The organism is Martinezella sp. CNPSo 3957, from assembly GCF_057784395.1.
In genome coordinates this window covers 147,151-169,979 of the sequence record NZ_JBXSOU010000007.1, presented here as the reverse complement: position 1 = coordinate 169,979, position 22,829 = coordinate 147,151, and the positions used below count along the sequence as shown (strand labels likewise).

The following is a 22,829-nucleotide window of genomic DNA, read 5'->3' as shown; positions in this document are numbered from 1 at the left end:
TTCTTATGCCGCCAGTACCCTGACAGGGATGGACTTTGCTGCCGGAGTGCCGCTGATCTTATCGTAATATTCGAGCGGAAGAAGCGGATTGAGCTCCGGGTAATAGCCGGCAACCGAACCCCGCGGCATCGGGTAGTCCAGCACCGTGAGACCATCGACCCGACGCTGCACGCCGTCTTCGGTGATCGTCTCCAAAGAGACGCGTGCGCCCGCTTCGAGGTTGCGTTGCTTCCGATCGTCCTCGTTCATGAACAGGACCATACGATCATTATAGACGCCGCGATAGCGATCATTGTAGCTGTAGATGGTCGTGTTGAACTGGTCGTGCGAGCGCACAGTCGCAAGCCTCAGCATAGCCGGGTCCGCGACCGGTGCATTCACTTCCAGGCCAGGCAGCAGAAGAAAATTCGCCTTGCCGTTCGGTGTCGGCCAGACAAGCCGGCGCGGCGGAACGTCCAGGTGGAAGCCCTTGGGATTTTTGATCTTCTCATTGAAGTCGGTATAGATTTCGGGATAGACGGCCGCGATCTTGTCACGGATCAGGTTATAGTCCTCGATATAGCTCGCCCACGGGATCTTGCTGTCGGGAAGAGTCGCCATGGCCATGCGGCAGACAATCTCCACCTCCGGCTTCAGATGCTCGCTGGCCGGAGTCAGCACGCCACGCGAGGCCGTGACGTTCGACATGGAGTCCTCGATTGTTACGAACTGTTCGCCGGCCGACGTACGGATCCACTCGGATCTGGCGATGACCGGCAATATGAGCGCTTCCTTCCCATGGACGATGTGGCCGCGATTGAGCTTGGTGGTGATGCCGACGGTCAGCGCCAGATTACGCATTGCCGCGTAGGATCGCTCTGTGTCAGGGATTGCGCGAACGAAGTTCCCACCCATGCCGATGAAGACTTTGGCGGTCCCATTCTCCATTGCCTCCATGGTTTCGACCGTATGATGGCCGTGCTCGCGGGGCGGTTCGAAGCCGAAAACGTCTCGGACTTTGTCGAGATAGTCCTGCGTCGGCTTCTCATCGATCCCGACGGTGCGATCGCCCTGGACATTCGAGTGTCCGCGGATCGGTGAAATCCCCGCTCCCGGCTTCCCGAAATTGCCCTTCAGCAGCAACAGATTTGCGACCTGTTGCAACAGACGCGACCCGTCCTGATGCTGGGTGAGCCCCATGCCGTAGCAGATCATCGTTGCCCGCGAACGGATATAGATTTCGGCGCAACGGCGGATCTGGTCTTCATCCAACCCCGACGCCGCGACGAGTTCGGGCCAATCATGGGTCATCACCTCGTCGCGAATGGCGTCGAGACCAACCGTGTGCTTGGCGATGAAGTCATGGTCGAGGATCGTTTCGCCCTTGGCCTCGCGCTCGAACATCACGCGCATGATGCCTTTGAGGAAAGCGAGGTCGCCGCCGATCTTCATGTGGACGAATTCGCTGGCGATCGGCGTGGAGCCGAAGGTTGCCATCTGGATCATGTCCTGAGGTTCGGTGAAGCGTATCAGCGCACGTTCCGGCATGGGATTGACGGCGACGATCGGAACGCCGCGCTTTCGTGCCTCGACCAGATTCGTCATCATGCGCGGCGAGTTCGTGCCGGTGTTCTGGCCGATGACGAAGATCGCCTCGGCATGTTCGAAATCCTCAAGGATCACCGTGCCCTTCCCGACGCCGATCGCAGGCGGAAGACCGCGGCTGGTGGGCTCATGGCACATGTTGGAACAGTCAGGGAAATTATTGGTGCCGAACGCCCGGATAAAGATGGCGTAGAGGAAAGCTGCTTCGTTCGGCGTGCGCCCGGAGGTATAAAATTCGGCCTGATGCGGGCTCTCGAGCGATCTCAGATGCTTGCCAATCGTTGCAAAGGCGGTGTCCCAGTCGCAGGGCACATATTTGTCTGTCGCTGCGTCGTAGCGCATCGGCTCCGTCAAACGGCCCTGCATCTCGAGCCAGTAGTCCGACTGTTCCATGAGCTCGGAGACGGTGTGCTTGGCGAAAAAGTCCCGCGTGACCCGGAATTTGGTCGCTTCATGCGCCAGAGCCTTGGCGCCGTTTTCGCAGAATTCGAGCGTCTTCTTGCAGTCGGCATCCGGGAAGGCGCAGCTTGGACATTTGAAACCACCAGGCTGGTTCATGGCAAGGAGCGCTCGCGACCCTTTGGTCACGACACTTTGCTCCAGCAGCACCTTCGCTGTCGCAGCCGCGGCACCCCATCCACCCGCCGGATGGTGATAGGTTTTATACTCTGCTTTCTTGTCACTCATAGCCCACACTCCGCCGCTGTATCACTATAGCCAGTAGAACACGTTATCTCCTTGTTTTCCATGGACAATTTGTCTCACTCCCAGGGACAATTTGTCCATTTTGCGGTGGGTTCGCCCTGCTAAGCCTTTGACAATGCTGTCTGCGCGAAATGGTACGCTTCTTGCGAAGCGAACCTGGCGTGAGAGGCCAGATGAAGCAGTTTCGCTCACCCTTGCTACCGTGACGTCATTCCTCATCGCCGCGAAACGCAATGCCACAGCAATCAGGTGAAACATGATCGTCCGGGAAACTCCGAACCTGCTCCGTCTCTTCTTCGAGATTCGAGGATCGGTGATCAGACGCATCTATCCCCGCGTCCTCATCGTCATGTTCATGTCGGCTATTGTCGTCTGGGCGCACACGCGACACCCTACGCTCGTTCCGCTGGTCGACGGGGCGCCGTTTTATCTGATCGGTCTGACGCTTTCCATTTTTCTCGGCTTTCGCAACAACGCCTGCTACGATCGCTGGTGGGAGGGGCGAAGGCTCTGGGGCCATCTTCTTGCCCACAGCCGTGATCTGGCGCGTCAGACTATCATCTTGCTGCCGAGTGGCGATCAGGCAGCCAAAGAGCGCGAAAGGCTGATCCGGCTGAACATCGTCCTTGTCGAGGATCTTGTGCGCCACCTGCGTTATGGAGATCGGCTAGGCGACAACGTTGAAACCCTGCTCTCGAATGAAGAAAGAGCTAGGCTTCTTAGAGCATCCAATGCGCCCAACTATATCCTGCAATTGATGGGCGATTGTCTCGCCGGTCTTTCAGCCAAAGGCTACGTCACTGACATCGAGTTCAGCATCCTCGACCGCACGATCTCGGGAATGAACGAAGGTATCGCCGGCTGCGAGCGTCTGCGCAACACGCCGGTTCCGTTCGGTTACACGCTTCTGCTTCACAGAACCGCTTACCTCTTCTGCTTCCTCCTGCCCTTCGGTCTCGCCAATATGCTGGGACCAATTACACCGCTGGCCGCCGGCATTATCGCCTACACGTTTTTCGGGCTGGATGCGCTTGGGGACGAGCTGGAGATGCCATTCGGAACCATGCCCAATGACCTGCCGATTGCTGCGATCGCCAAGTCGATCGAAATTACCTTGAGAGAGGCTTTGGGAGAGGAAGATCTCCCGGAAATGCCTGTGCCGGTGGAATCGATCCTTCTCTGACGATTTGAAGACTGCGGATGCATGCCACCCTGCATGGCTTGGGGTAGCGGCGGCGGCCGGTATATCCGGCTTGAGCGTCGGGCACCGTTTTCTGTCTCGCGAAAATCCATTGAGCACGGATAGCTTGCCCCGCAAAACCCGAGATGAGGCAAGCCGCTGTCCATGGTCACATCCACCCTTACCAGTAACCTACACGCTCTTATCGATCTGAGCTTGCGCAGGCAGTAAAGCAATCGCCGCTTCGGCGGTCAGCATCCGGAAAGTAAAGCTTTCCTGGAAGTAGAGTTCGACTGTCGTCGCCGAATGGCTGAGATAGCCGATGGAGATGTCCTGGCCGAGATCGAGCTCGAAGTCCCCGCCCCTGGTCGTCAAAACGAAGCCGCCCTTGATTGCGGGCGCCCAGATGATCCCACCATCGACAACCTTTTCGATATGATGGAACACCGGATAGCCTTCGTCGCTGCCGCCGCTTGCCGCGGTATATTCTTCTTCACCAAGAACCAGGGCATAAGGACCCTGGACCCCGGCGAGACGCAACTGGCTGACAGCCTTCGCAACGACATCGGGATAGTTCTTGAGGCTCGAAGGAAGGTTCAGGGCGGAATTGCTGCTGGCCTCGCGAATTCCCTGGATCCCGGCCGCAGCAAAGCCTTCGAAGACGGCGCGGTCTTCGCTGAAGGCCAGCTTGCGGGCGGCTTCTTTGACCGGCGACCAGTCGGAATCCTCCGATCCGCGCTCAACATCGTCGATCGCGGACCGCGAAAGTTCGAAAGGAACGCGAAGTTCGACAACCGCCTTGACTTCGCGCAGGGAAGCCTGGACACCCTCGCCTAGGCTATCGACCTGTTTAAGGTGCCCCGTGCCTGCGGCGGAAAATTCGGCGCCCTTCGGCCCGTCGACATCCACCACACGCCGTGCGGCCAGGTGACGCTTGAGCGTCCTTCTCGCCTCTTCCTCGATCTGCTCCCAGGCCTTGTTCGAGATCGGAGCGAGTTTCCTGTGAAGATTGTCCATGTCAAACCTCTTTCTTTAAGGAACCGATCCCGAGGGAGCCGTCCGTGTTTTCATTCCGGGGAGCGGAGTTCGTATTGTCCGATTGATCTGTGGAGGCAGATTCAGCTTCGGCAACCGGTGCAGGGGCTGCGTCGGGCTCGACATTGTCAAGAAAGGTTGCCGACGGAACGAAGAAGAGGCTGCCGGTAATCGCCTGGCTGACGTCAAGCAGGCGATCGTAGTTTCCCGGTGGTCGACCGACGAACATATTGACTAGCATCTGTTCCATACGCGCCGGGGATCGGGCGTAGCCGATGAAATAGGTCCCGAATTCGCCCTTCCCGACATCGCCAAAGGGCATATTATCCCTGACGATATCGAGCTCCTCGCCGTTCTCGACGATCGTCGTCAGCGCATTATGCGCGTAGCTCGGTTTGACGCTGTCATCGAGCTCGACGTTGGAGAATTTCTTGCGGCCAACGATACCCTCCTGCACTTCGACAGGTATCGCATTCCATTTGTTCAGGTCGTGCAGGTATTTCTGGACGATCACATAGCTGCCGCCGGCAAAGGCCGGGTCTTCGTCGGCGATGATCGCCGCGTCGATCGCTGCCTGATCGACCGGGTTTTCCGTCCCGTCGACGAAACCGATGAGATCGCGATCGTCGAAATAGTTGAAGCCCTGGACTTGATCTGCGGTTGCCACCGCATCTCCAAGCCGCGACATGATCTCCATCGCGAGCTCGAAACAAAGATCCATGCGGGCCGCACGAATGTGAAAGAGGACGTCGCCCGGCGTGGAAACAGCATGGTGTACACCCTGAATTTCCTTGAAAGGATGCAGATCTTTCGGCCTCGGTCCATGAAACAGGCGGTCCCATGCTTCGGACCCGAAACCCATGACACAGGACAACCTGCCCTCCAGATCGCGGAACCCAACCGCGCGAAGCAGTCCGCCAAGATCGGCGCACAGCGATCGCACTGCTCTTTCGTTGTCCGGGCCGGGATTGATGGTCAGAACCAGAAAAATCGCCGCGCGCGTGAGGCGAGCAACAACAGGCTGTGGGGTTGGTTTTGTTTCGTCTGCCGCCATAATCCGTCCGTTAAATCTTTCAAATGTCGCGCCTGGCATGCGGGTGAGGAATGATATTGCCGCACACAGTTTTTGGTCTTGGGATTTCTACCTCAATTTGTAGGAGCGCGCGCCTGTGCCGGCAAGGCCACGCCCTCGACAATGAGATAGTCCTCACGAATGGGCTACCCACCAAAATAGTCCTGCAATATTTCAAGCGTGCCTCATTGAGATCGATCGCCCCGGGGCAGCCGCCACGAGGCAATCGATTAAAAGCCGCGATCACTCATCCTCCGGCACGGGACGGCCTGATCGCTCCTCTTCGAGCGTGACAGCGATATCGGCATTGGCGGAAAGGCGAACCTTGTCGCCTTCGACACCGGCAACGAAACCGAGTTCGATATAATGATGATGCGGCCCTTGTGAAAGGCGTCGCCGCTGTCGCTCTTGATGAGCTTGATGCGATTGCCTTCGACGCGGTCGACAGTTCCGACGTGGACGCCATCGGCACCGATCACTTCCATGCCCTCTTTGATCTTATGGTCCGTCATGTTTCTTCTCCTTTGCTGCTGAACTGGGACCCCAAGGCGAATGCTGGGATCAGCGATTTGGTTGGCAAGGGGTGGGCTACGCGGTCGACCGCCGCGCCTATTCGTCTTCGTCGTCCAGTATCTTGACGGCCTTGCCGTTGAAGGTGAGCCCGTCTTTTCCGACCGAGAGCTTTACGGTCGAGTCATCGTGAACCTCTCCGCCCAGAAGCAGTTCGGCGAGCGGGTCCTGAACGTAACGCTGAATGGCCCGTTTCAGCGGGCGCGCGCCAAAGGCCGGGTCCCACCCCTTTTCGGCAAGCCAGTTCAGCGCCTTCGTGTCGAGCGACAGGCTGATTTTTCGATCGCTGAGAAGCTTCTTGAGGCGTGCGAACTGAATATCGACGATACGGCCCATCTCGGTCTTCTGGAGACGATGAAACAGGATGATCGCATCGATGCGATTGAGGAATTCCGGACGGAAATGGACGCGAACCATCGCCATGACCTCTTCGCGCACCACGCTCGTCTTTTCACCCTCCGGCTGGTTGACCAGATATTCGGCGCCGATATTCGACGTCATGATGATCAGCGTGTTGCGGAAATCGACCGTCCGGCCCTGGCCGTCGGTCAGCCGCCCATCGTCAAGCACCTGCAGCAGGACGTTGAAAACATCCGGATGCGCCTTCTCGATTTCGTCGAAGAGAACGACCTGGTAAGGTCGGCGGCGAACGGCTTCGGTCAATGCGCCGCCTTCGTCATAGCCGACATAACCGGGAGGCGCGCCGATCAGCCGCGAAACCGAGTGCTTCTCCATGAATTCGGACATATCGATGCGAACCATCGCGGTTTCGTCATCGAAGAGGAATTCCGCAAGAGCCTTGGCAAGTTCGGTCTTGCCGACGCCGGTCGGCCCTAGGAACATGAAGGAGCCGATCGGACGATTGGGATCTTGCAGGCCGGCACGGGCACGGCGCACGGCGGTCGATACCGCGCGCACGGCCTGCGCCTGGCCGACGACCCGCTCGCCGAGCTTTTCCTCCATGTGAAGCAGCTTGTCCTTTTCACCCTCCAGCATCTTGGTGACCGGCACGCCGGTCCACCGCGATACGACTTGGGCGATGTTGTCGGCAGTCACCGTCTCGCTGATCGAGGAGGTTTCGCTTGCCTCGATCGCGGCAAGCTTCTTTTCCAGTTCCGGGATAGTGCTGTAGGAAAGCTCGCCCGCGCGCTGGAACTCGCCTTTGCGCTGGGCATTCGCAAGCTCGGTGCGATATTGCTCAAGCTCGCTCTTGATCTTCTGCGCATCGGAAAGCTTGCCCTTTTCCGCCTGCCACCTGGATGTCAGGTCGGCCGATCGCTTTTCCAGGTCGGCCAGTTCCTTTTCCAAAGCCTGAAGCCGGGCCTTCGATCCTTTGTCATTCTCCTTTTTCAGCGCTTCCTGCTCGATCTTCAGACGAATGACATCGCGGTCGATCGTATCCAGCTCTTCCGGCTTCGAATCGACCTGCATCTTCAGGCGCGCTGCGGCTTCGTCGACGAGATCGATCGCCTTGTCGGGCAGGAAGCGATCCGTGATGTAGCGATTGGACAGGGTGGCCGCCGCCACTAGCGCTGCATCCGAAATCCGCACGCCATGATGCAGCTCGTATTTCTCCTTCAGGCCGCGCAGGATCGAGATCGTATCCTCCACGCTCGGCTCCGGCACGAAGACCGGCTGAAAGCGCCGCGCCAGCGCAGGGTCCTTCTCGACATGCTTGCGGTATTCATCGAGCGTGGTCGCACCGACGCAGTGCAATTCACCACGTGCCAGCGCCGGCTTCAGCAGATTGGACGCGTCCATGGCGCCATCTGTCTTACCCGCACCGATCAGAGTATGCATTTCATCGATGAACAGGATGATGCCGCCTTCCGCAGACGTCACCTCCTGCAGTACGGCCTTCAGCCGCTCCTCGAACTCACCCCTGTACTTCGCCCCAGCAATCAGAGCGCCGAGGTCGAGCGCCAGAAGCTTCTTGTTATGCAGGCTTTCGGGCACGTCGCCATTGACGATACGAAGCGCCAGCCCCTCGACGATCGCAGTCTTGCCGACACCCGGCTCGCCGATCAGGACAGGATTGTTTTTGGTCCGGCGCGACAAAACCTGGACCGTGCGCCGGATCTCCTCGTCGCGACCGATCACGGGATCCAGTTTTCCGTCCCGAGCAGCCTTGGTTAGGTCGCGGGCGTATTTTTTCAACGCGTCGTAAGCGTTCTCTGCCGAGGCATTGTCGGCGGTTCGTCCCTTGCGCAGCGCGCTGATCGCCGCCGTGATCGCCTGAAGATTCACCCCGGTATCGGACAGCACCTTGCCCGCATCACTGTTGCGCTCCTCGACCAATGACTGGAACAGACGCTCCACGGTCACGAAGCTATCGCCGGCTTTTTCGGCGATCTTTTCCGCAGCGTCGAATATGCGGGCAAGTTCGGAAGCCATATAGACCTGGCCTGCCCCAGAGCCCGAGACCTTCGGCAATTTTGCAAGCGCATCCTCGGTCGCGCCGAGAACGGTGCGGGAGTTGCCGCCGGAACGATCGATAAGGCCGGAGACGAGACCCTCATTATCATCAAGCAATACTTTCAGAAGGTGCAGGCTGTTAAATTGCGGGTTTCCGTCCCGCATGGCGAGCGATTGAGCCGACTGTATGAAGCCCTTCGCGCGGTCCGTGAATTTTTCGACGTTCATTTTGGCCACCTTCTGCAACGGTGATTGGACGGCTGAAACAAGTCAGCATCAGTTGTGCGAAGAAGTCTCGGCGGGCGCCGGCTGCCCAAAGCCGGGGGATGCCGCCAGCGCGTCGCGCAGCGCCTGTTCCTTCGTGTGATCCAGCGATGTTCTAAGGACGGTTCCACCGGTGCCCTTAAGTTCGTCGAGAACCTTGTCGGCGGTCATCTTGCGGATCAGCAGGAACAGCGCGGCGTTCTCCGGCTTCAGATTTGTTGCAAGCTCCCTCATGAAGCCGTCATTGATGCCGTAATCGGTCAATGCGCCGCCAAGTGCGCCGGACGCGGCGCCGATCGACGCGCCAAGGAGCGGCATGAGAAAAATGGACCCGATCAACAGCCCCCAGAAGCCGCCGGAAATGGCGCCGACTGCCGTCGTGTTCATCAATTGAATGAGCTTGACCCTGCCATTGTCCTGTTTGACGGCGATCACGGCGTCGGAAAGCTCGATCAAATATTCCTTCTGAAGGTTCACGAGCTTCTGCCTTATGGCTTCGGCTTTGTCTTCGGTCGGGTAAACGATAACGATCAGATCGGACACAACTCTCTCCCTCGTTCCAAACCATTCTTCTTCAGGCATGGAACACTGGAGCAACCATCGTGCCAGATGCTAAAAATGTTTAAAATCAAAAGCTTGATCGCCTGAGACAACCCTGGCGAAGACAATGTGTCGGCTTGGGCAGGACAAATTGTCTTTCGTTGCGGTCTGTTGCCTAGACCGGTTGGGGGCCATACAGGATTTCAAGCGCCGCAAGAGCCGTGAGGATATAGGTCCCGTTTGAATCCATATCCTCGTCGGTTGAGAGATCAAGCTGCTTCCAGACGCCCTCCAAATAGCCCGCCTGTCGTTCTGCGATCACCTTGTTGGCGATCAGGCTGATCGCGTCGAATTGCGTGAGATCGTAATTCAATCCCCGATCATCGAGAAAAAGACCGTGCTGCTGCAGAAGGTCGACCATCGGCATGGATGTCTGCGTCAAATAAAAGAACAGATCATTGGCGTTCAGCGGCTGGTCCTGCGATTGCGGGATTAGCCCGGCCTCTTCGAGCTTTTGTGCCGAGGCTTGCATGTCTTTCGAAAGCTGTTCGGTCGATACGGCGGTCATTGCGGACCTCCAGGGTTCGGTTTGGGTTGAATGCCACTCCGCCCGATCGCCGTCCGTCACACGGCTGGATTGGCGGCTCGCGAAACGACGCCGCAACAATCGTGCCACTTGTGGTTTCCAAGTCTTTTCAATGGGTCACAGCGACAAGCGGCACCGGTTGCGGACAAACTGTCGTCCGATAGGGGACTATTTGTCCCCAGCGGGACTGTGTTAAGCGGCTTCCGGAAGCCAGACCGTAAAGGTCGTTCCCTCGCCGGGTTTGCTGGTGACTGCAATCGTGCCGCCCTGGCGCGTCACAAGCATCTGGCAGATGGAAAGGCCCAAACCTGTGCCTTCACGGCGCTTGGTCGTAAAAAACGCGTCGAAAATTCTGTTGACGACATCCGGTTCCATGCCACTGCCGGTGTCCGAGACTTCGACCGCTATACCCGGCGCGCGATCCACATCGGAATCGACGGTGCGAAGAATAAGCTTGCCTCCTTGAGGCATGGCATGGAACGCATTGACGATCAGATTGATCATGACTTGCTGAAGTTCGCTGCGGGGCATTGCAATGAGCCGGGATGCGCCGTCCTCTCGCTCTATCACGATGGTGGTTTTCTTCAGAAGGTGCCGTACGAGCGGTAGGGTGTCGGTGATGACTTCGGCGGGATTGTATCGCTCCAGAACCCCAGCATATTCCTGAGGCTTCGAAAATTTGAGGAGATTGGTGACCATCTCGCTGATGCGCATAAGTTGCTGGTCGATCAGCTTGAACTCGCCTCTGGCTTTGTCAGCCTCGTCTCCGACGATACTCTGAATGACTTCGAGATTGCCCTGGATCACGGCAATGGGATTGTTGATCTCATGAGCGACGCCGGCCGTAATTTCACCGATCGCGGCGAGCTTTTCCGACATGATCAGCTGCTTTGTTGTCGTCTCGAGCTGCTCGTTCGCCATCTGCAGCGCGCGGGCCCTCTCCTCGACACGCTGATTGAGTTCCGTATTCCATAGCCGCAATTCCGCATCACGCTCCTGAACCTGATCGAGCAACCGGTCCAGTTCCGATGCGACCTGACCGATTTCGTCTTTCATTTTCGGCAGGCCAGTTCGCGCGGTAAGGTCGCCGGTTTCGACCGCGCTGATCGTCCGGGTCATGCGCTCCAGCGGTCGGAAGATGTTGGTCGTCCAGACAAGGAACAAGGGTACGGTCGCGGCGACCGCCACGCCGAAGGCGATGACGATCGCGATCAGCGTTTCTCTTTTCGCATCGGTAAATGGCTTCTGCAGGAAACCGACATAGAGCATCCCGACGCGCCGATTGTAAGTATCCAGCAACGGTTGATAGGCCGAGATATACCAGTCATTGACGACGAAGGCCTGCTCTCTCCAGGTCTTCCCATATTTGAGGACCGCTTCGCCTACCTCCGGCGAAACGCGGGTTCCGATCGCGCGTCGTCCTTCGAAAAGATCCACATTGGTGCTGATCCGGACATCCGAAAGGAAGACGGTCGCGGTCCCGCGGCTGTCCACGGGCAGGCTGGCTTCGTTGTAAATCAGTCTGTTGATGGTATCGATAAACGAGGTGTTCTTGTTCAGAAGCACGCCGGCAACCAATGCGCCACGCTTCCCATTCGCCCCGGTCGCCTCAGTGGCGGAATGAAGAATAAGACCCCGGCTTTCCTGTTGAATAGCGGAATCGGAACCCGGTTGCACAAGCGCGATCCGCGCCCGCTCGGCAAGCTCTGGTGTCAGCGCGGAGAGTTCATTCTGGTCGAAGACATCGAACCCGGCTGATGACTTGCCATCAAGAGCTGCCTTGACGACGGGCCAGTCCCAGCGTGGCAAGGCATTGGCGAGTGGACGGCTACTGGCGACGACATTGCCCGAGCCATCGATAAGATAAAGGAAATCCAAGCCGCGATCATTGGCTGTCTCATTCAGGAAGGCATTGAGATCACCAGTAGAGATATGTCCACCTGCGGTGAGATCCCGAAAGCGTGCAGATTGGCTGACTGCGGCAAGACGCTCTTCAGTCACCGCCAGCATTCTGTCGATGTAGAAATGGGCGATCGTCAGGTCATCGTTGACCTTGGATATTGCGAGCGCATCGAACCGTTCGTTCCAGCGATAGATCGTAATGCCCAGCAATATGGGCAGGATGACAAGCATCGGGACGAGGGCGATTGCCAGAAGGCGATAACGGACCGATGCCTTGCGGTTTGAAATCTCGCTCGTTCCCTCACCCATTCCAGCTTACACATTTCCGATCGATCGTCTTGCGAGAAATCCCGAGCCGTCGAGCGGCCTCCTCACGATCGCCGCCAACCTCTCGCAGCACAGCCAGAATATGACGCTTTTCAATTTCCGCCAAGCTTTGCCCACCGGCTCGTGCAGGGACCAAAGGAGACCTTTCCGCCTCCTCGGGAAAGCTCCCGAGGATAACAGCCCTTTCGATGAAATTCCGTAGCTCTCTTATGTTGCCCGGCCAATCATATCTCAAAAGATAGGATCGAACATGTTCATCGATCTCCACTGCCGGCATACCGACCTGCTGTGCGACTTCGCGCATGAACAGCCCTGCCAGTTCCAAAACGTCATTGCCGCGGTCCTTCAACGGCGGCAGTTGAATCTGGACGACGTTGATGCGGAAATAAAGGTCCGCTCGGAAGGTCCCTGCTGCAACCCGGCTCTCCAAATCGGCATTCGTTGCGAAGATAAACCTGGCGTCGAACGGAAGCTCGCGCTCCGAGCCAATCGGCCGAACGCGCCGATCTTCCAATACCCGCAGTAGTTTGCTCTGGAGCAAGTATGGCATCTCGGCGATTTCATCGAGGAAGATCGTGCCTCCTTGTGCATGCAGGAACAGCCCCTCACGCGTACGATTGGCACCTGTAAACGCCCCCTTCAAATGGCCGAACAGTTCGCTCTCGATCATGTCGGCTGGAATGGCCCCGCAATTGATCGGTACGAACAGCTTGTCGGCACGATCTGAAAGAGAATGTATCGAACGGGCAGCCACTTCCTTGCCGGTCCCGGAAGGTCCAGTCAGCAGGACAGACGTCGATATCGGAGCAACACGGGCAATCATGGCCCGTACTTTCTCGATGGCAGGCGATTGCCCGACGATATTGTTTCGGAGATAGACTTGGTGGGCCGAGAACTTCAACTGATGCCGCAAGACGTCATTCTCGCGCTGCAACCGGCTGCGATCGAGGCAACGGGCAATCGAATTTAACAATTGGTTCGATCTGAAAGGTTTCAGAACGAAATCGACCACGCCGACGCGCACCGCATTTATAGCCGTGTCGAGATCGGCATAAGCAGTCATGAGGATGACATCCGCGAAGAAACCAGCGGCGCGCTGTTCGGCCAGCCAGTCGAGGCCGTTCATATTCGGCATAATGTTGTCGAGGATCACGACATCGAAATGCTGCTGATCGAGCTTGCGGGACGCCTCGGCCGCATTCGCAGCCTCTTCAATAATCTTGCAGCGAGGACCAAGGGTCTTGAGCAGGAAATTTCTCATGCCCGGTTCGTCGTCGACGACGAGGATCGAAGCTTGAGCGAGCCACGGTCCGAATTCGGGATTCTTGACGCGTTCCGATATATCGTTGGACTCTTGCTCAGACATCACCGTCACTCCTGGATGCTATTGTATCGACGATTGCGCATTGCCATGCCACTAAAGCATCTCGCTCTGGAGGGGCTGTCAACTGTTTCAATCCACACCTCAGGGTAGTGTATCCTTCAGATTAGATTGCAACTGTTCAAAAGCACGCCGCATGCCGTGTAGCTGGTCGAGCAGATGTAGGATGACGTCGACCCCAGCATCGTTCGCGCCGACCTTTTCCGTCAGGTCGCGAATGAGATGGACCCGGGCGATATCGGCATCCGAGAAACCCGGCCCCGACGGTGTATCCTGCGGAATGACCCATTCCTGCTCGATCCATAGTTCCAGTGTTTTCACCTTGAGACCCGACTGTGTGAGAAGCTCCGTCTTAGTGATGATCATGACCTGTCCTCGCGTGGGTTGAAGTCTCTTCCGGCCGTCCAGTTCGACACGAAGGTCTCAAGCTCTGGATCAGTGTGCTTGGGCAGGACAATCTTGAGCTTGACGAATTCATCGCCATGTCCTCCTCCCCACTGCGGAGCACCCTTGCCGCGAAGGCGCAGCGTTGTCCCCGTGTTCGATCCTTTTGGGATCGACATGGACACGTCGCCGGTTGGTGTCGGCACGCGTATCTTCCCGCCGAGCACGGCCTCGTTGAGCGAAATCGGCAATTCTATCGATATGTTGTCCCCATCGCGCTCGAAGCGGGGATCGGGTAGAACTTCGACCTGAATGAGGGCGTCGCCAGGCCCGCCCTTCCCCGCACCGGGAGCACCTTTGCCCTTGAGGCGAAGGATCTTGCCGTCGACGAGGCCAGCCGGGATGGTGACATCAAGGGTGCCCCCGCCCGGCAGCGTTAGGCGCTTGCTGGCGCCGGTTATCGATTCAACGAACGATATGGGGAGCGTGTAATGCAGATCTTCGCCGCGGCGGTTTGCCCGGCTGCGTTGACTGCGCCTCAGCAGGTCCGCGAAAGCATCGTCGGACTCCATGAAGTCCGCAAAGCCGGATGTATCCATATAGGGGTGACCATCGTCGGAATGCGCGAAATCCCTGTAATAATGATGTTGCGGCCGTTCCGCACCGCTCTCATCGATCTCACCAGCATCGAAGCGCTTTCGCTTGTCCGCATCACCGACCAGGTCATAAGCGGCGGCAACCTCCTTGAACTTGTCTTCCGCAGATTTATCGCCGGGGTTCAGGTCAGGATGCAGCTTTTTTGCAAGCTTGCGATATGCGGACTGAATATCCGATGCGGAGGCGGTGGGACTGACCCCAAGAACCTCATAAGGATTTTTCACGTCTTACTCCGGATATGATTGAGTTGAGCAATTATCGAGCGGGAGGCGTCTCGAGCGTCTGAGCCCTTTCCGCGACGCGGGACAACGAATAAAGAAGGGGCGGCCATTGATCCCCGCAGGAAAAGTACGGCAAGTCCAGCCGGACGCAGCACCCTATGGCTGGACTTTTGCCGTGATCATGCATGGGGCGATCGGGGGACGGATTGCCAAGCTCCGCCCCATCGATCTCAATTCGCTTTCTTCTGATCGTCGTCGAGCTCGGTGAATTCAGCATCGACGACATCATCATTTCCCGAAGCCGGTGATGCTGTGTCAGACTGCTGAGGTTGCGAATAAACCGCCTCGGCTAGCTTCATGCTGGCCTGCTGAAGCGCATTGACCTTGGCTGTGATCGCGTCGCCGTCATTGCCTTTCAATGCTTCACGGAGATTCGACACGGCATCTTCGATCGTCCGGCGATCGGCATCCGCAATCTTTGCGCCGTGCTCGGCCAAAGTTTTCTCCGTTTCGTGAATAAGAGCATCGCCGGCATTTTTGGCCTCGATGGTTTCCCTGCGCTTCTTGTCCTCGGTGGCATGGGTTTCGGCATCCTTGACCATCCTCTCGATATCGGCTTCGGAAAGACCGCCGGAGGCTTGGATCTGGATATTCTGTTCCTTGCCGGTCCCCTTATCCTTGGCTGAGACGTTGACGATACCGTTGGCATCGATATCGAAGGTGACCTCGATCTGAGGAGTGCCACGCGGTGCCGGCGGGATTCCCATCAGATCGAACTGGCCGAGGAGTTTGTTGTCTGCCGCCAATTCTCGCTCACCCTGAAAGACGCGGATTGTCACCGCGTTCTGGTTGTCCTCAGCGGTGGAGAATATCTGGCTCTTGCGCGCGGGGACGGTCGTGTTGCGCTCGATGAGACGCGTAAAGACGCCGCCCAAGGTTTCCAGCCCCAGCGACAGTGGCGTGACGTCGAGAAGCAGGACGTCCTTGACGTCACCCTGCAACACACCCGCCTGAATCGCGGCACCGACGGCGACCACCTCATCAGGGTTCACGCCCTTATGAGGCTCCTTGCCGAAGATCTTTTCGACGACCTCCTGGATTTTCGGCATTCTGGTCATGCCGCCGACCAGCACGACCTCGCTCACTTCCTTCGCCGTCAGACCGGCGTCTTTCAGAGCGCTGAGGCAGGGTTCGATTGTCCGCTGCACGAGATCTTCAACCAGGGACTCGAACTTGGCGCGCGTAATTTTGACCTGCAGATGCTTGGGTCCAGTGGCATCGGCAGTGATAAAAGGCAGATTGATTTCGGTCTGTGTCGTTGTCGAAAGCTCGATCTTCGCCTTCTCGGCAGCTTCTTTCAGACGCTGCAGCGCGAGCTTGTCGGTCTTCAGGTCGATGCCCTGCTCTTTCTTGAACTCCGAGCAGAGGTATTCGACAAGACGCATATCGAAATCTTCGCCGCCGAGGAACGTGTCGCCATTCGTCGACTTCACCTCGAAGACGCCATCTCCGATGTCGAGGATCGAAATGTCGAAGGTGCCGCCGCCAAGGTCATAGACAGCAATCTTCGCTTGCTTCTTCTTCTCAAGCCCATATGCCAGCGCTGCGGCTGTCGGCTCGTTGATGATACGCAGGACCTCAAGCCCCGCGATCTTGCCCGCATCCTTGGTGGCCTGCCGTTGCGCATCGTTGAAATAGGCAGGAACCGTGATGACCGCCTGTGTCACCTTCTCGCCGAGATTTGCTTCGGCGGTCTCCTTCATTTTCTGCAGGATGAAGGCGGAAATCTGGGACGGTGAGTAGGTCTTGCCTTCCGCCTCGACCCATGCGTCGCCATTGCCCGCCTTGACGATCTTATAAGGAACGAGGCCCTTATCCTTTTCGACCGTCGGGTCATCGTAACGACGGCCGATGAGACGCTTCACGGCAAAAATCGTGTTTGTAGGGTTGGTGACCGCTTGTCTGCGCGCAGGCTGGCCCACCAGGCGTTCGCCATCGCTAGTGAAGGCAACGATCGAGGGCGTCGTTCGCGCACCTTCCGAGTTCTCGATAATTCGCGTGTTCTTGCCGTCCATCACAGCAACGCAGGAGTTGGTCGTACCCAGATCGATTCCGATAACTTTACTCACCGTATTACTCCTCTGTTTCCTTCGCGGATTTGATGTTCGCGCCCCGCACAGCATCCGTCCGGGATCACCCCTGTGCCAGCTCGCCCATGCCACCATTCCTCAAGGAGCAACGGCGACCGTCCGGAAGAGACACTGCCGCCGCTATGACATCGGGCAACGAACTGGTACTGCCGAAAGGCAGGTGCAACCGTCGTGCCAGTTTTCGATATTCATAAATATCAATTACTTATAGGAAATTTGACGAACTTCTCAGACAGGATGTCTCGCACCGATCGGACAAAATGTCCGTCACCACACCGGCACCTTGCAATTGTCACGACCCCATCGCGTGCATTGAATTGGAAAAGAGACCAGCTTCCAATCCAACACTCCGGATAAACGAGAACAATCTTACAAACATGCACGCCGGCGTGGACATTTTGTCCAAAACCCAACCGACATAATGTCGGGAGTCAAAGCTCTTGTAGTCATAGCCGATTGGTTATGCTGACCTTTTAGAACTGGCACGACCGTTGCTTCAGTCTCGTTGCACAATCTACTTGGCCGACACTACTCTTTACCATTGGCAAGATTTAGGCCGGGAGCAGATTTGCGTGAGTTCTGAGTTGGGTTGCAGAGGAGATTCCCCATGCAAGAATACGATCTTTACATCAACGAAAAAAAGCCTGCCATCGGCCTCTACGTGCGCGCCGGAGCAAATCTTCCAGACTTTGCCGATCCAAAGGAGTGGATTTTTGACGGCACCGACGCGGCGGATCTTCTGCCGCCGAGTGTCATCGAAGGGGTAGCCGCAGCCGGACATGCATTCCGTGACATGGATTAATGCCATTCGATCGGTTAATGTGATTTTGCTGGCGTCAACTTTTTCATAGGAGACGGCGGTGTCCGCAGCGATTTCCGATCCGCGCGTGCAGGGGCGACATACCGCCCGAACAGCCGTATATGCCGCATTGGCAGGCAACATCGCAGTCGCAATAACGAAGCTCGTTGCTGCCGTAGCGACCGGTAGCGCCGCGATGTTCAGCGAGGCTGTGCACTCAGTCGTCGATTGCGGAAACGAAGGGCTTATTCTCTATGGATATCATCGTGCCGTTCGAAGGCCAGACCTCGTCCATCCCCTCGGCTTCGGCCGTGAGCTCTATTTCTGGAGTTTCATTGTCGCACTGCTGCTGTTTGCGTTAGGCGCAGGCGTTTCGATCTACCAAGGCATACGGCATGTGTTGGATCCGCAACCAATTGAATATGCACAGATCAGCTACATCGTTCTGGCTCTTTCTTTTATGTTCGAGAGCGCGTCCTGGGTTGTCGGCTGGCGGGCCTTCGCAAAGGCACGCGGCAACCTCGGCTTCTGGAAAGCATTCCGCCAAAGCAAGGATCCGCCTGCATTCATGGTGCTGTTTGAAGACAGCGCTGCTCTGATCGGCATTGCAATCGCCGTGATCGGGATTGCCGCCGCCGAAAAGCTTCAAATGCCGGTACTGGACGGAGTAGCATCTATTCTGATCGGCATCGTTCTCGCGATAACGGCGATTCTTTTGGCGATCGAGAGCAAAAGCCTGCTCATAGGAGAACGGGCAACCCCGGCGCTGGTCGAGGCCATTTGCAATATTGCACAGGAACAACGTGGCGTTGTGCACGCAAACAGCGCACTGACGGCCCAGCTCGCTCCCGATCAGGCGATGGTGGCACTGAGTATTGAATTCGATCCTACTTTATTCACCGAGCAGATTGAGGAATGCGTAGCTTCGATCGAGGAAAAGGTCCGCTTAGCACATCCCGAGGTCGTTGCTTTATTTGTCAAACCGCAGACGCTTGAGCAATTCGAAAGAGCTCGCAGGAAACGGTTCGGCGACTATCTGTTTCCAGCTACACTGCCATAATGGTGGGATGCCTCGATTGGCCTTATCCGCCGATCATCACCGGGAATCTGATCTCTTTTCCCAACTTGCTTATCCGACATCTTGTCCCGAAGGGTTCGGACAATATGTCCATTCTCCCCTTTGCCGCCAACGCAACATACTGTTTTCACAAGTCATTTCAAGTGGCACGTTCATTGCATCGATCAGCTATATGGGCTTGGAACGGCGAAATCGCCGATCTGAAAGCAGATTTGAAATCCTTGCGGTCCATTCGGGCAAAGGAGGCTGCACATGACGTCCATCAGCGTGATTCCCGTTCGGCGGGAGGCATTTGCCAATGCGCACAAGAAGTGGGGATGGTTTCTCGTCCTCGGTGTCGTCTTTATTGCCCTCGGCGCCGTTGCTGCGGGCGACCTTTTCTATGCGACGATCGCCGCCGTCTTCTATGTTGGCGTCCTGATGACCGTGGCCGGGGCGCTGCAAATCCTGCATGCGTTGCGCGTCAGGACGTGGGGCGGATTTTCCCTCTGGCTCGTCAGCGGCTTATTCTATGCAATAGCCGGTGCAACCGCCTTCGCCAATCCTGCGCTCGCCTCCGTGATCCTCACGTTGCTGCTTGCTGTGCTCACTTTATCGTCTGGCGCGCTCCGACTGCTTATTGGCATTCGCGCGAGGTGGACAAAAGGCTGGGCGTGGATCATCGCATCCGGTGCGGTGACTGCTCTTGCAGGATTGATTTTCCTAGTCGGGTGGCCCGTCAACAGCATCTGGCTCCTTGGCCTACTTTTGGCGATCGACCTGATGTTCCAGGGCATGACACTGATCGGCTTTGCCTGTCAGCTCGGAACAGTACCGTGAGTTCTCTTAACCTTACATTCGAGGCGCGTGTTTCGTTCTCAGCCTCCAGTGACAAATCGTGACAGGACATCGAGATGAGCAACGAGAAACGGCAACCTCACGAAAAATCGGCAAATGCCTCGAAAGACCCGCATTCGCCGAACAACCCTGTCGAAGGAAACAACAGCCAGGAGGCTGCTGCTACCGACGAACCGCCCCTCGGAATGGCCATGTCCGAAAAACTGGAACGTCTGGAGGCAGATAACAAAAGCCTTCAAGATCGCCTTCTTCGTGCTTTGGCGGAGACGGAAAATGTGCGCCGACGTGCCGAACGCGATGTAAACGATGCGCGGCAATATGCTGTCACCCAATTCGCCCGCGACATCACAAGGGTGGCCGATAACCTCGCGCGCGCAATCAGCAGCATTCCAGAGGAAATTGGTCACGGTAATGGGCCTGTACGGACGCTGATAGAAGGCGTTGAACTTACCGAAAAGGAGCTGTTGCGCACGCTGGAAAAGCACGGCGTTGCTAAGCTCAATCCCGCCGGCGAGGCATTTGATCCGAATTTTCATGAAGCAATGTTCGAAACGGAAGATCCGAGCATTCCCCACGGCACAGTCACGATGGTGGCCGAGCCTGGCTACACCATAGGAACCCGTCCCCTCAGGCCGGCAAAAGTCGCAGTGTCTCGTGGCGGCCCGCCACGTGGATCTAAAAGCTAATTGTCTGTCGACCGCTTCTATGCCGCCCCTCACGAAAACCACCGACAAAGACGCCGAACCTTCTTGGGTTTGATCGGGCCTTGCCACAATGACCATTGGTAACAGAATTGCTCCCATCCGCTTCCTGGTATTCGCCACCGTGCTGATCCTCGCGGGGTCATTGCCGTGGCATTGCATTCCGCGTGGAACATCGCTCTCCTCATTTAGCGTCCACGACGTGCTTTGAGATCGAACGCCGTAAGCCGATGGCTGCGAATTTCGAATGAACCCGATCTCCGCCAGCAGATGAGAGCAATGCCTACCTGGCCCAAGATGAAATAAACGGTCCCGCAACGGCCAACAGCCTGCCTCTGCACGGTTAGCGTCAATCGCAACTGTTATGCTTGCCGCATGACAATTTATTTCGAACCGCCCTCATTCGAGATCAATATCCTCTCTGAAAATGAGATGTAACCTCCCAGTCTTGTGGTCTGATTACAGCATTTGGGAGCGCTTAGATTGACATCGATGCGATGCCCGCCGGTCAAATCCGAGTTGAGAGGCTTATCGCATTGAAGCAGGCCGATATCACCACGAGGTCCGATGTAGCCCTGTGCATACAAAAGCGCGTCGATGTCGGCCGGAACACGGCAACTCAAGTGAGGATTGAAACGATGACCAGCAAGACCCTTTACACTGCTTACGTTCACACAATCGGCGGCCGCGACGGGGCAGCCCGAAGCTCGGATGGCCAACTCGAGGTCGAACTCGCAACCCCGGGTACCAAACGCCCCGGCACCAATCCCGAGCAACTTTTCGCAGCCGGTTGGTCGGCCTGCTTCGAGGGGGCATTGGCGCGCGCTGCCAGCCAGGCTGGCATTGAACTGCCGGATGGCACAGCAGTAGACGCCGAAGTCGATTTGAACCTCGATGACAGAGAAGGCTTCCATCTCGTCGCAAGGCTCAACGTAAGCCTGCCCGGCCTCCATCCGGACGTGGCTCAATCACTCGTCAGCTCGGCTGATGCGATCTGCCCTTACTCGAAAATGACACGGGGCGGCATTGATGCCCATGTCACGGTCGCCTGAAAGGAGAAATAAGATGTCAATCATCAGCACAGAGGTCGGCCGACGCAAGTTCGTTGCCGCGTCGCTGATCGGCGCTGCCGCCCTTAGCCTTCCTCGTATTGCGTCGGCAACAAGCACTATCGCCCCGGACAATTCGGCGGTGCGCCCGTTTAAAGTCGCCATATCCGAGGCTACGCTTGCGGATATGAAGCAACGCGTAAAGGCAATGCGCTGGCCCGACCGCGAGACGGTCGACGATACGTCGCAAGGTCTAAAGCTTGCGACCATGAAAGCAGTCGCCGATTATTGGGCGAATGAATACGATTGGCGCAAGGCCGAAGACTCTCTGAACAAGCTGCCCAATTTCATCACCGAGATCGATGGTGTCGACATCCACTTCATCCATGTGAGATCGAAGCACCCGAACGCATTGCCGATGATCATCACGCATGGTTGGCCAGGGTCGATTTTCGAACAGCTCAAGGTCATCGACCCACTGGCCGATCCTACCCGCCATGGCGGCACCGGAGCCGACGCCTTCGACGTGGTGATCCCCTCTTTGCCGGGACACGGCTTTTCGGGCAAACCGACCGAACTTGGCTGGGATCCAATCCGCATCGCCAAGGCATGGTCCCTCCTGATGGAGCGCCTCGGCTATACGCGTTACGTTGCTCAAGGCGGTGATTGGGGCAATGCGGTTACCGAACAACTGGCACTGCTCAGGCCTTCCGGCCTGATCGCCATCCACACGAACATGCCGGCAACGGTGCCGGACGATATTGCCAAGGCACTCGCTGCAGGCGCAGGTGCGCCGGCTGATCTGTCTCCGGAAGAGCTCCAGGCCTATAACCAGCTCGACTATTTCTACAAGAATGGCCTGGGCTATGCCATCGAGATGGCGAAGCGTCCGCAGACGCTCTACGCACTCGCCGATTCGCCGATCGGGCTTGCCTCATGGATGTTCGACCATGATGCGCGCAGCATGGAATTGATCACTCGCGTCTTCGACGGCGGCCAGGAGGGACTTTCGAAGGAAGACCTGATCGACAATGTGTCGCTCTATTGGTTGACCGGAACTGCCATTTCATCGGCACGCCTCTACTGGGAAAGCAAGCTCGCCTTCTTCGCGCCCAAAGGCGTCACGCTGCCGGTCGCGGTGAGCGTCTTCCCAGATGAACTCTATCCAGCGCCTAGAAGCTGGGCCGAACGCGCCTATCCGAACCTCATCCACTACAATCGCCCCGACAAGGGCGGCCACTTCGCCGCCTGGGAACAACCGGCCGCGTTCACGAGCGAAATGCGCGCTGCCTTCCGATCGCTGCGCTGATACCAGCTACAAATCCGGACCATAGTACAATGTCAGGCCTGCGGTCATTGCGATCGCAGGCTTGTCTGCTTCGCCTCACGTGC

18 protein-coding genes and 1 pseudogene are annotated in these 22,829 nt (G+C 57.2%); 7 read left to right on the top strand and 12 right to left on the bottom strand.

Translation table 11 applies throughout. The features are described from left to right. Positions 1-3: 3 nt before the first annotated feature. Complete coding sequence (locus AC13QE_RS18085; protein ID WP_488484712.1) at positions 4-2,271, bottom strand: FdhF/YdeP family oxidoreductase; 2,268 nt, start codon at positions 2,269-2,271, stop codon at positions 4-6. A gap of 274 nt (positions 2,272-2,545) precedes the next feature. Here AC13QE_RS18085 and AC13QE_RS18080 point away from each other — a divergent pair, with 274 nt between their 5' ends. Continuing rightward, entirely contained in the window at positions 2,546-3,472 is a 927-nt protein-coding gene (locus AC13QE_RS18080) for a bestrophin family protein (protein ID WP_488484711.1), read from the top strand. A gap of 189 nt (positions 3,473-3,661) precedes the next feature. On the opposite strand, the gene AC13QE_RS18075 is transcribed toward AC13QE_RS18080, so the two are convergent. From AC13QE_RS18075 to dnaK, 11 genes and pseudogenes are all read right to left on the bottom strand, one after another. Beyond that, on the bottom strand, positions 3,662-4,486 hold the full coding sequence (locus AC13QE_RS18075; RefSeq protein WP_488484710.1) for a family 1 encapsulin nanocompartment shell protein: 825 nt from the start codon (positions 4,484-4,486) through the stop codon (positions 3,662-3,664). 1 nt (position 4,487) lies between these two features. Further along, positions 4,488-5,558 (bottom strand): Dyp-type peroxidase, encoded by a 1,071-nt coding sequence (locus AC13QE_RS18070; protein ID WP_488484709.1) that lies wholly within the window; start codon positions 5,556-5,558, stop codon positions 4,488-4,490. A 261-nt stretch (positions 5,559-5,819) separates the two neighbouring features. Then, a pseudogene (locus tag AC13QE_RS18065) lies at positions 5,820-6,088 on the bottom strand (DUF2171 domain-containing protein). Between the two features lie 97 nt (positions 6,089-6,185). Next, positions 6,186-8,789, bottom strand: a complete 2,604-nt coding sequence (gene clpB / locus AC13QE_RS18060) for an ATP-dependent chaperone ClpB (RefSeq protein ID WP_488484708.1) — start codon at positions 8,787-8,789, stop codon at positions 6,186-6,188. A 48-nt stretch (positions 8,790-8,837) separates the two neighbouring features. Next, positions 8,838-9,368 carry a DUF1269 domain-containing protein gene (locus AC13QE_RS18055; protein WP_488484707.1) on the bottom strand — a complete coding sequence of 177 codons (531 nt, stop codon included), beginning with the start codon at positions 9,366-9,368 and terminating at the stop codon, positions 8,838-8,840. A gap of 172 nt (positions 9,369-9,540) precedes the next feature. After that, on the bottom strand, positions 9,541-9,933 hold the full coding sequence (locus tag AC13QE_RS18050; RefSeq protein ID WP_488484706.1) for a hypothetical protein: 393 nt from the start codon (positions 9,931-9,933) through the stop codon (positions 9,541-9,543). Positions 9,934-10,143: 210 nt separating this feature from the next. Further along, a complete protein-coding gene (locus AC13QE_RS18045) occupies positions 10,144-12,162 on the bottom strand; it encodes a sensor histidine kinase (protein ID WP_488484705.1) in 2,019 nt (672 codons plus the stop codon). Continuing rightward, positions 12,155-13,546: a sigma-54-dependent transcriptional regulator gene (locus AC13QE_RS18040; protein ID WP_488484704.1), complete on the bottom strand. Its 1,392-nt coding sequence runs from the start codon at positions 13,544-13,546 to the stop codon at positions 12,155-12,157. Before AC13QE_RS18040 ends, AC13QE_RS18045 begins: the two co-directional genes overlap by 8 nt. Before the next feature lie 99 nt (positions 13,547-13,645). Next, positions 13,646-13,927, bottom strand: coding sequence for a chaperone modulator CbpM (locus tag AC13QE_RS18035; RefSeq protein WP_488484703.1), 282 nt, complete (start codon positions 13,925-13,927; stop codon positions 13,646-13,648). Next, complete coding sequence (locus AC13QE_RS18030; protein WP_488484702.1) at positions 13,924-14,826, bottom strand: DnaJ C-terminal domain-containing protein; 903 nt, start codon at positions 14,824-14,826, stop codon at positions 13,924-13,926. Before AC13QE_RS18030 ends, AC13QE_RS18035 begins: the two co-directional genes overlap by 4 nt. A 227-nt stretch (positions 14,827-15,053) precedes the next feature. Continuing rightward, entirely contained in the window at positions 15,054-17,006 is a 1,953-nt protein-coding gene (gene dnaK, locus AC13QE_RS18025) for a molecular chaperone DnaK (RefSeq protein ID WP_488484824.1), read from the bottom strand. 574 nt (positions 17,007-17,580) lie between these two features. Here dnaK and AC13QE_RS18020 point away from each other — a divergent pair. From AC13QE_RS18020 to AC13QE_RS17995, 6 genes are all read left to right on the top strand, one after another. Next, a complete protein-coding gene (locus AC13QE_RS18020) occupies positions 17,581-17,775 on the top strand; it encodes a hypothetical protein (protein ID WP_488484701.1) in 195 nt (64 codons plus the stop codon). 58 nt (positions 17,776-17,833) lie between these two features. Further along, positions 17,834-18,832, top strand: coding sequence for a cation diffusion facilitator family transporter (locus tag AC13QE_RS18015; RefSeq protein ID WP_488484700.1), 999 nt, complete (start codon positions 17,834-17,836; stop codon positions 18,830-18,832). 270 nt (positions 18,833-19,102) lie between these two features. Further along, positions 19,103-19,669, top strand: a complete 567-nt coding sequence (locus AC13QE_RS18010) for an HdeD family acid-resistance protein (protein WP_488484699.1) — start codon at positions 19,103-19,105, stop codon at positions 19,667-19,669. 74 nt (positions 19,670-19,743) lie between these two features. Continuing rightward, positions 19,744-20,373 carry a nucleotide exchange factor GrpE gene (grpE, locus tag AC13QE_RS18005; RefSeq protein WP_488484698.1) on the top strand — a complete coding sequence of 210 codons (630 nt, stop codon included), beginning with the start codon at positions 19,744-19,746 and terminating at the stop codon, positions 20,371-20,373. Between the two features lie 653 nt (positions 20,374-21,026). Then, on the top strand, positions 21,027-21,440 hold the full coding sequence (locus AC13QE_RS18000; RefSeq protein ID WP_488484697.1) for an organic hydroperoxide resistance protein: 414 nt from the start codon (positions 21,027-21,029) through the stop codon (positions 21,438-21,440). Positions 21,441-21,453: 13 nt separating this feature from the next. Then, positions 21,454-22,746 (top strand): epoxide hydrolase family protein, encoded by a 1,293-nt coding sequence (locus AC13QE_RS17995; RefSeq protein WP_488484696.1) that lies wholly within the window; start codon positions 21,454-21,456, stop codon positions 22,744-22,746. The last annotated feature ends 83 nt before the right edge of the window (positions 22,747-22,829 follow it).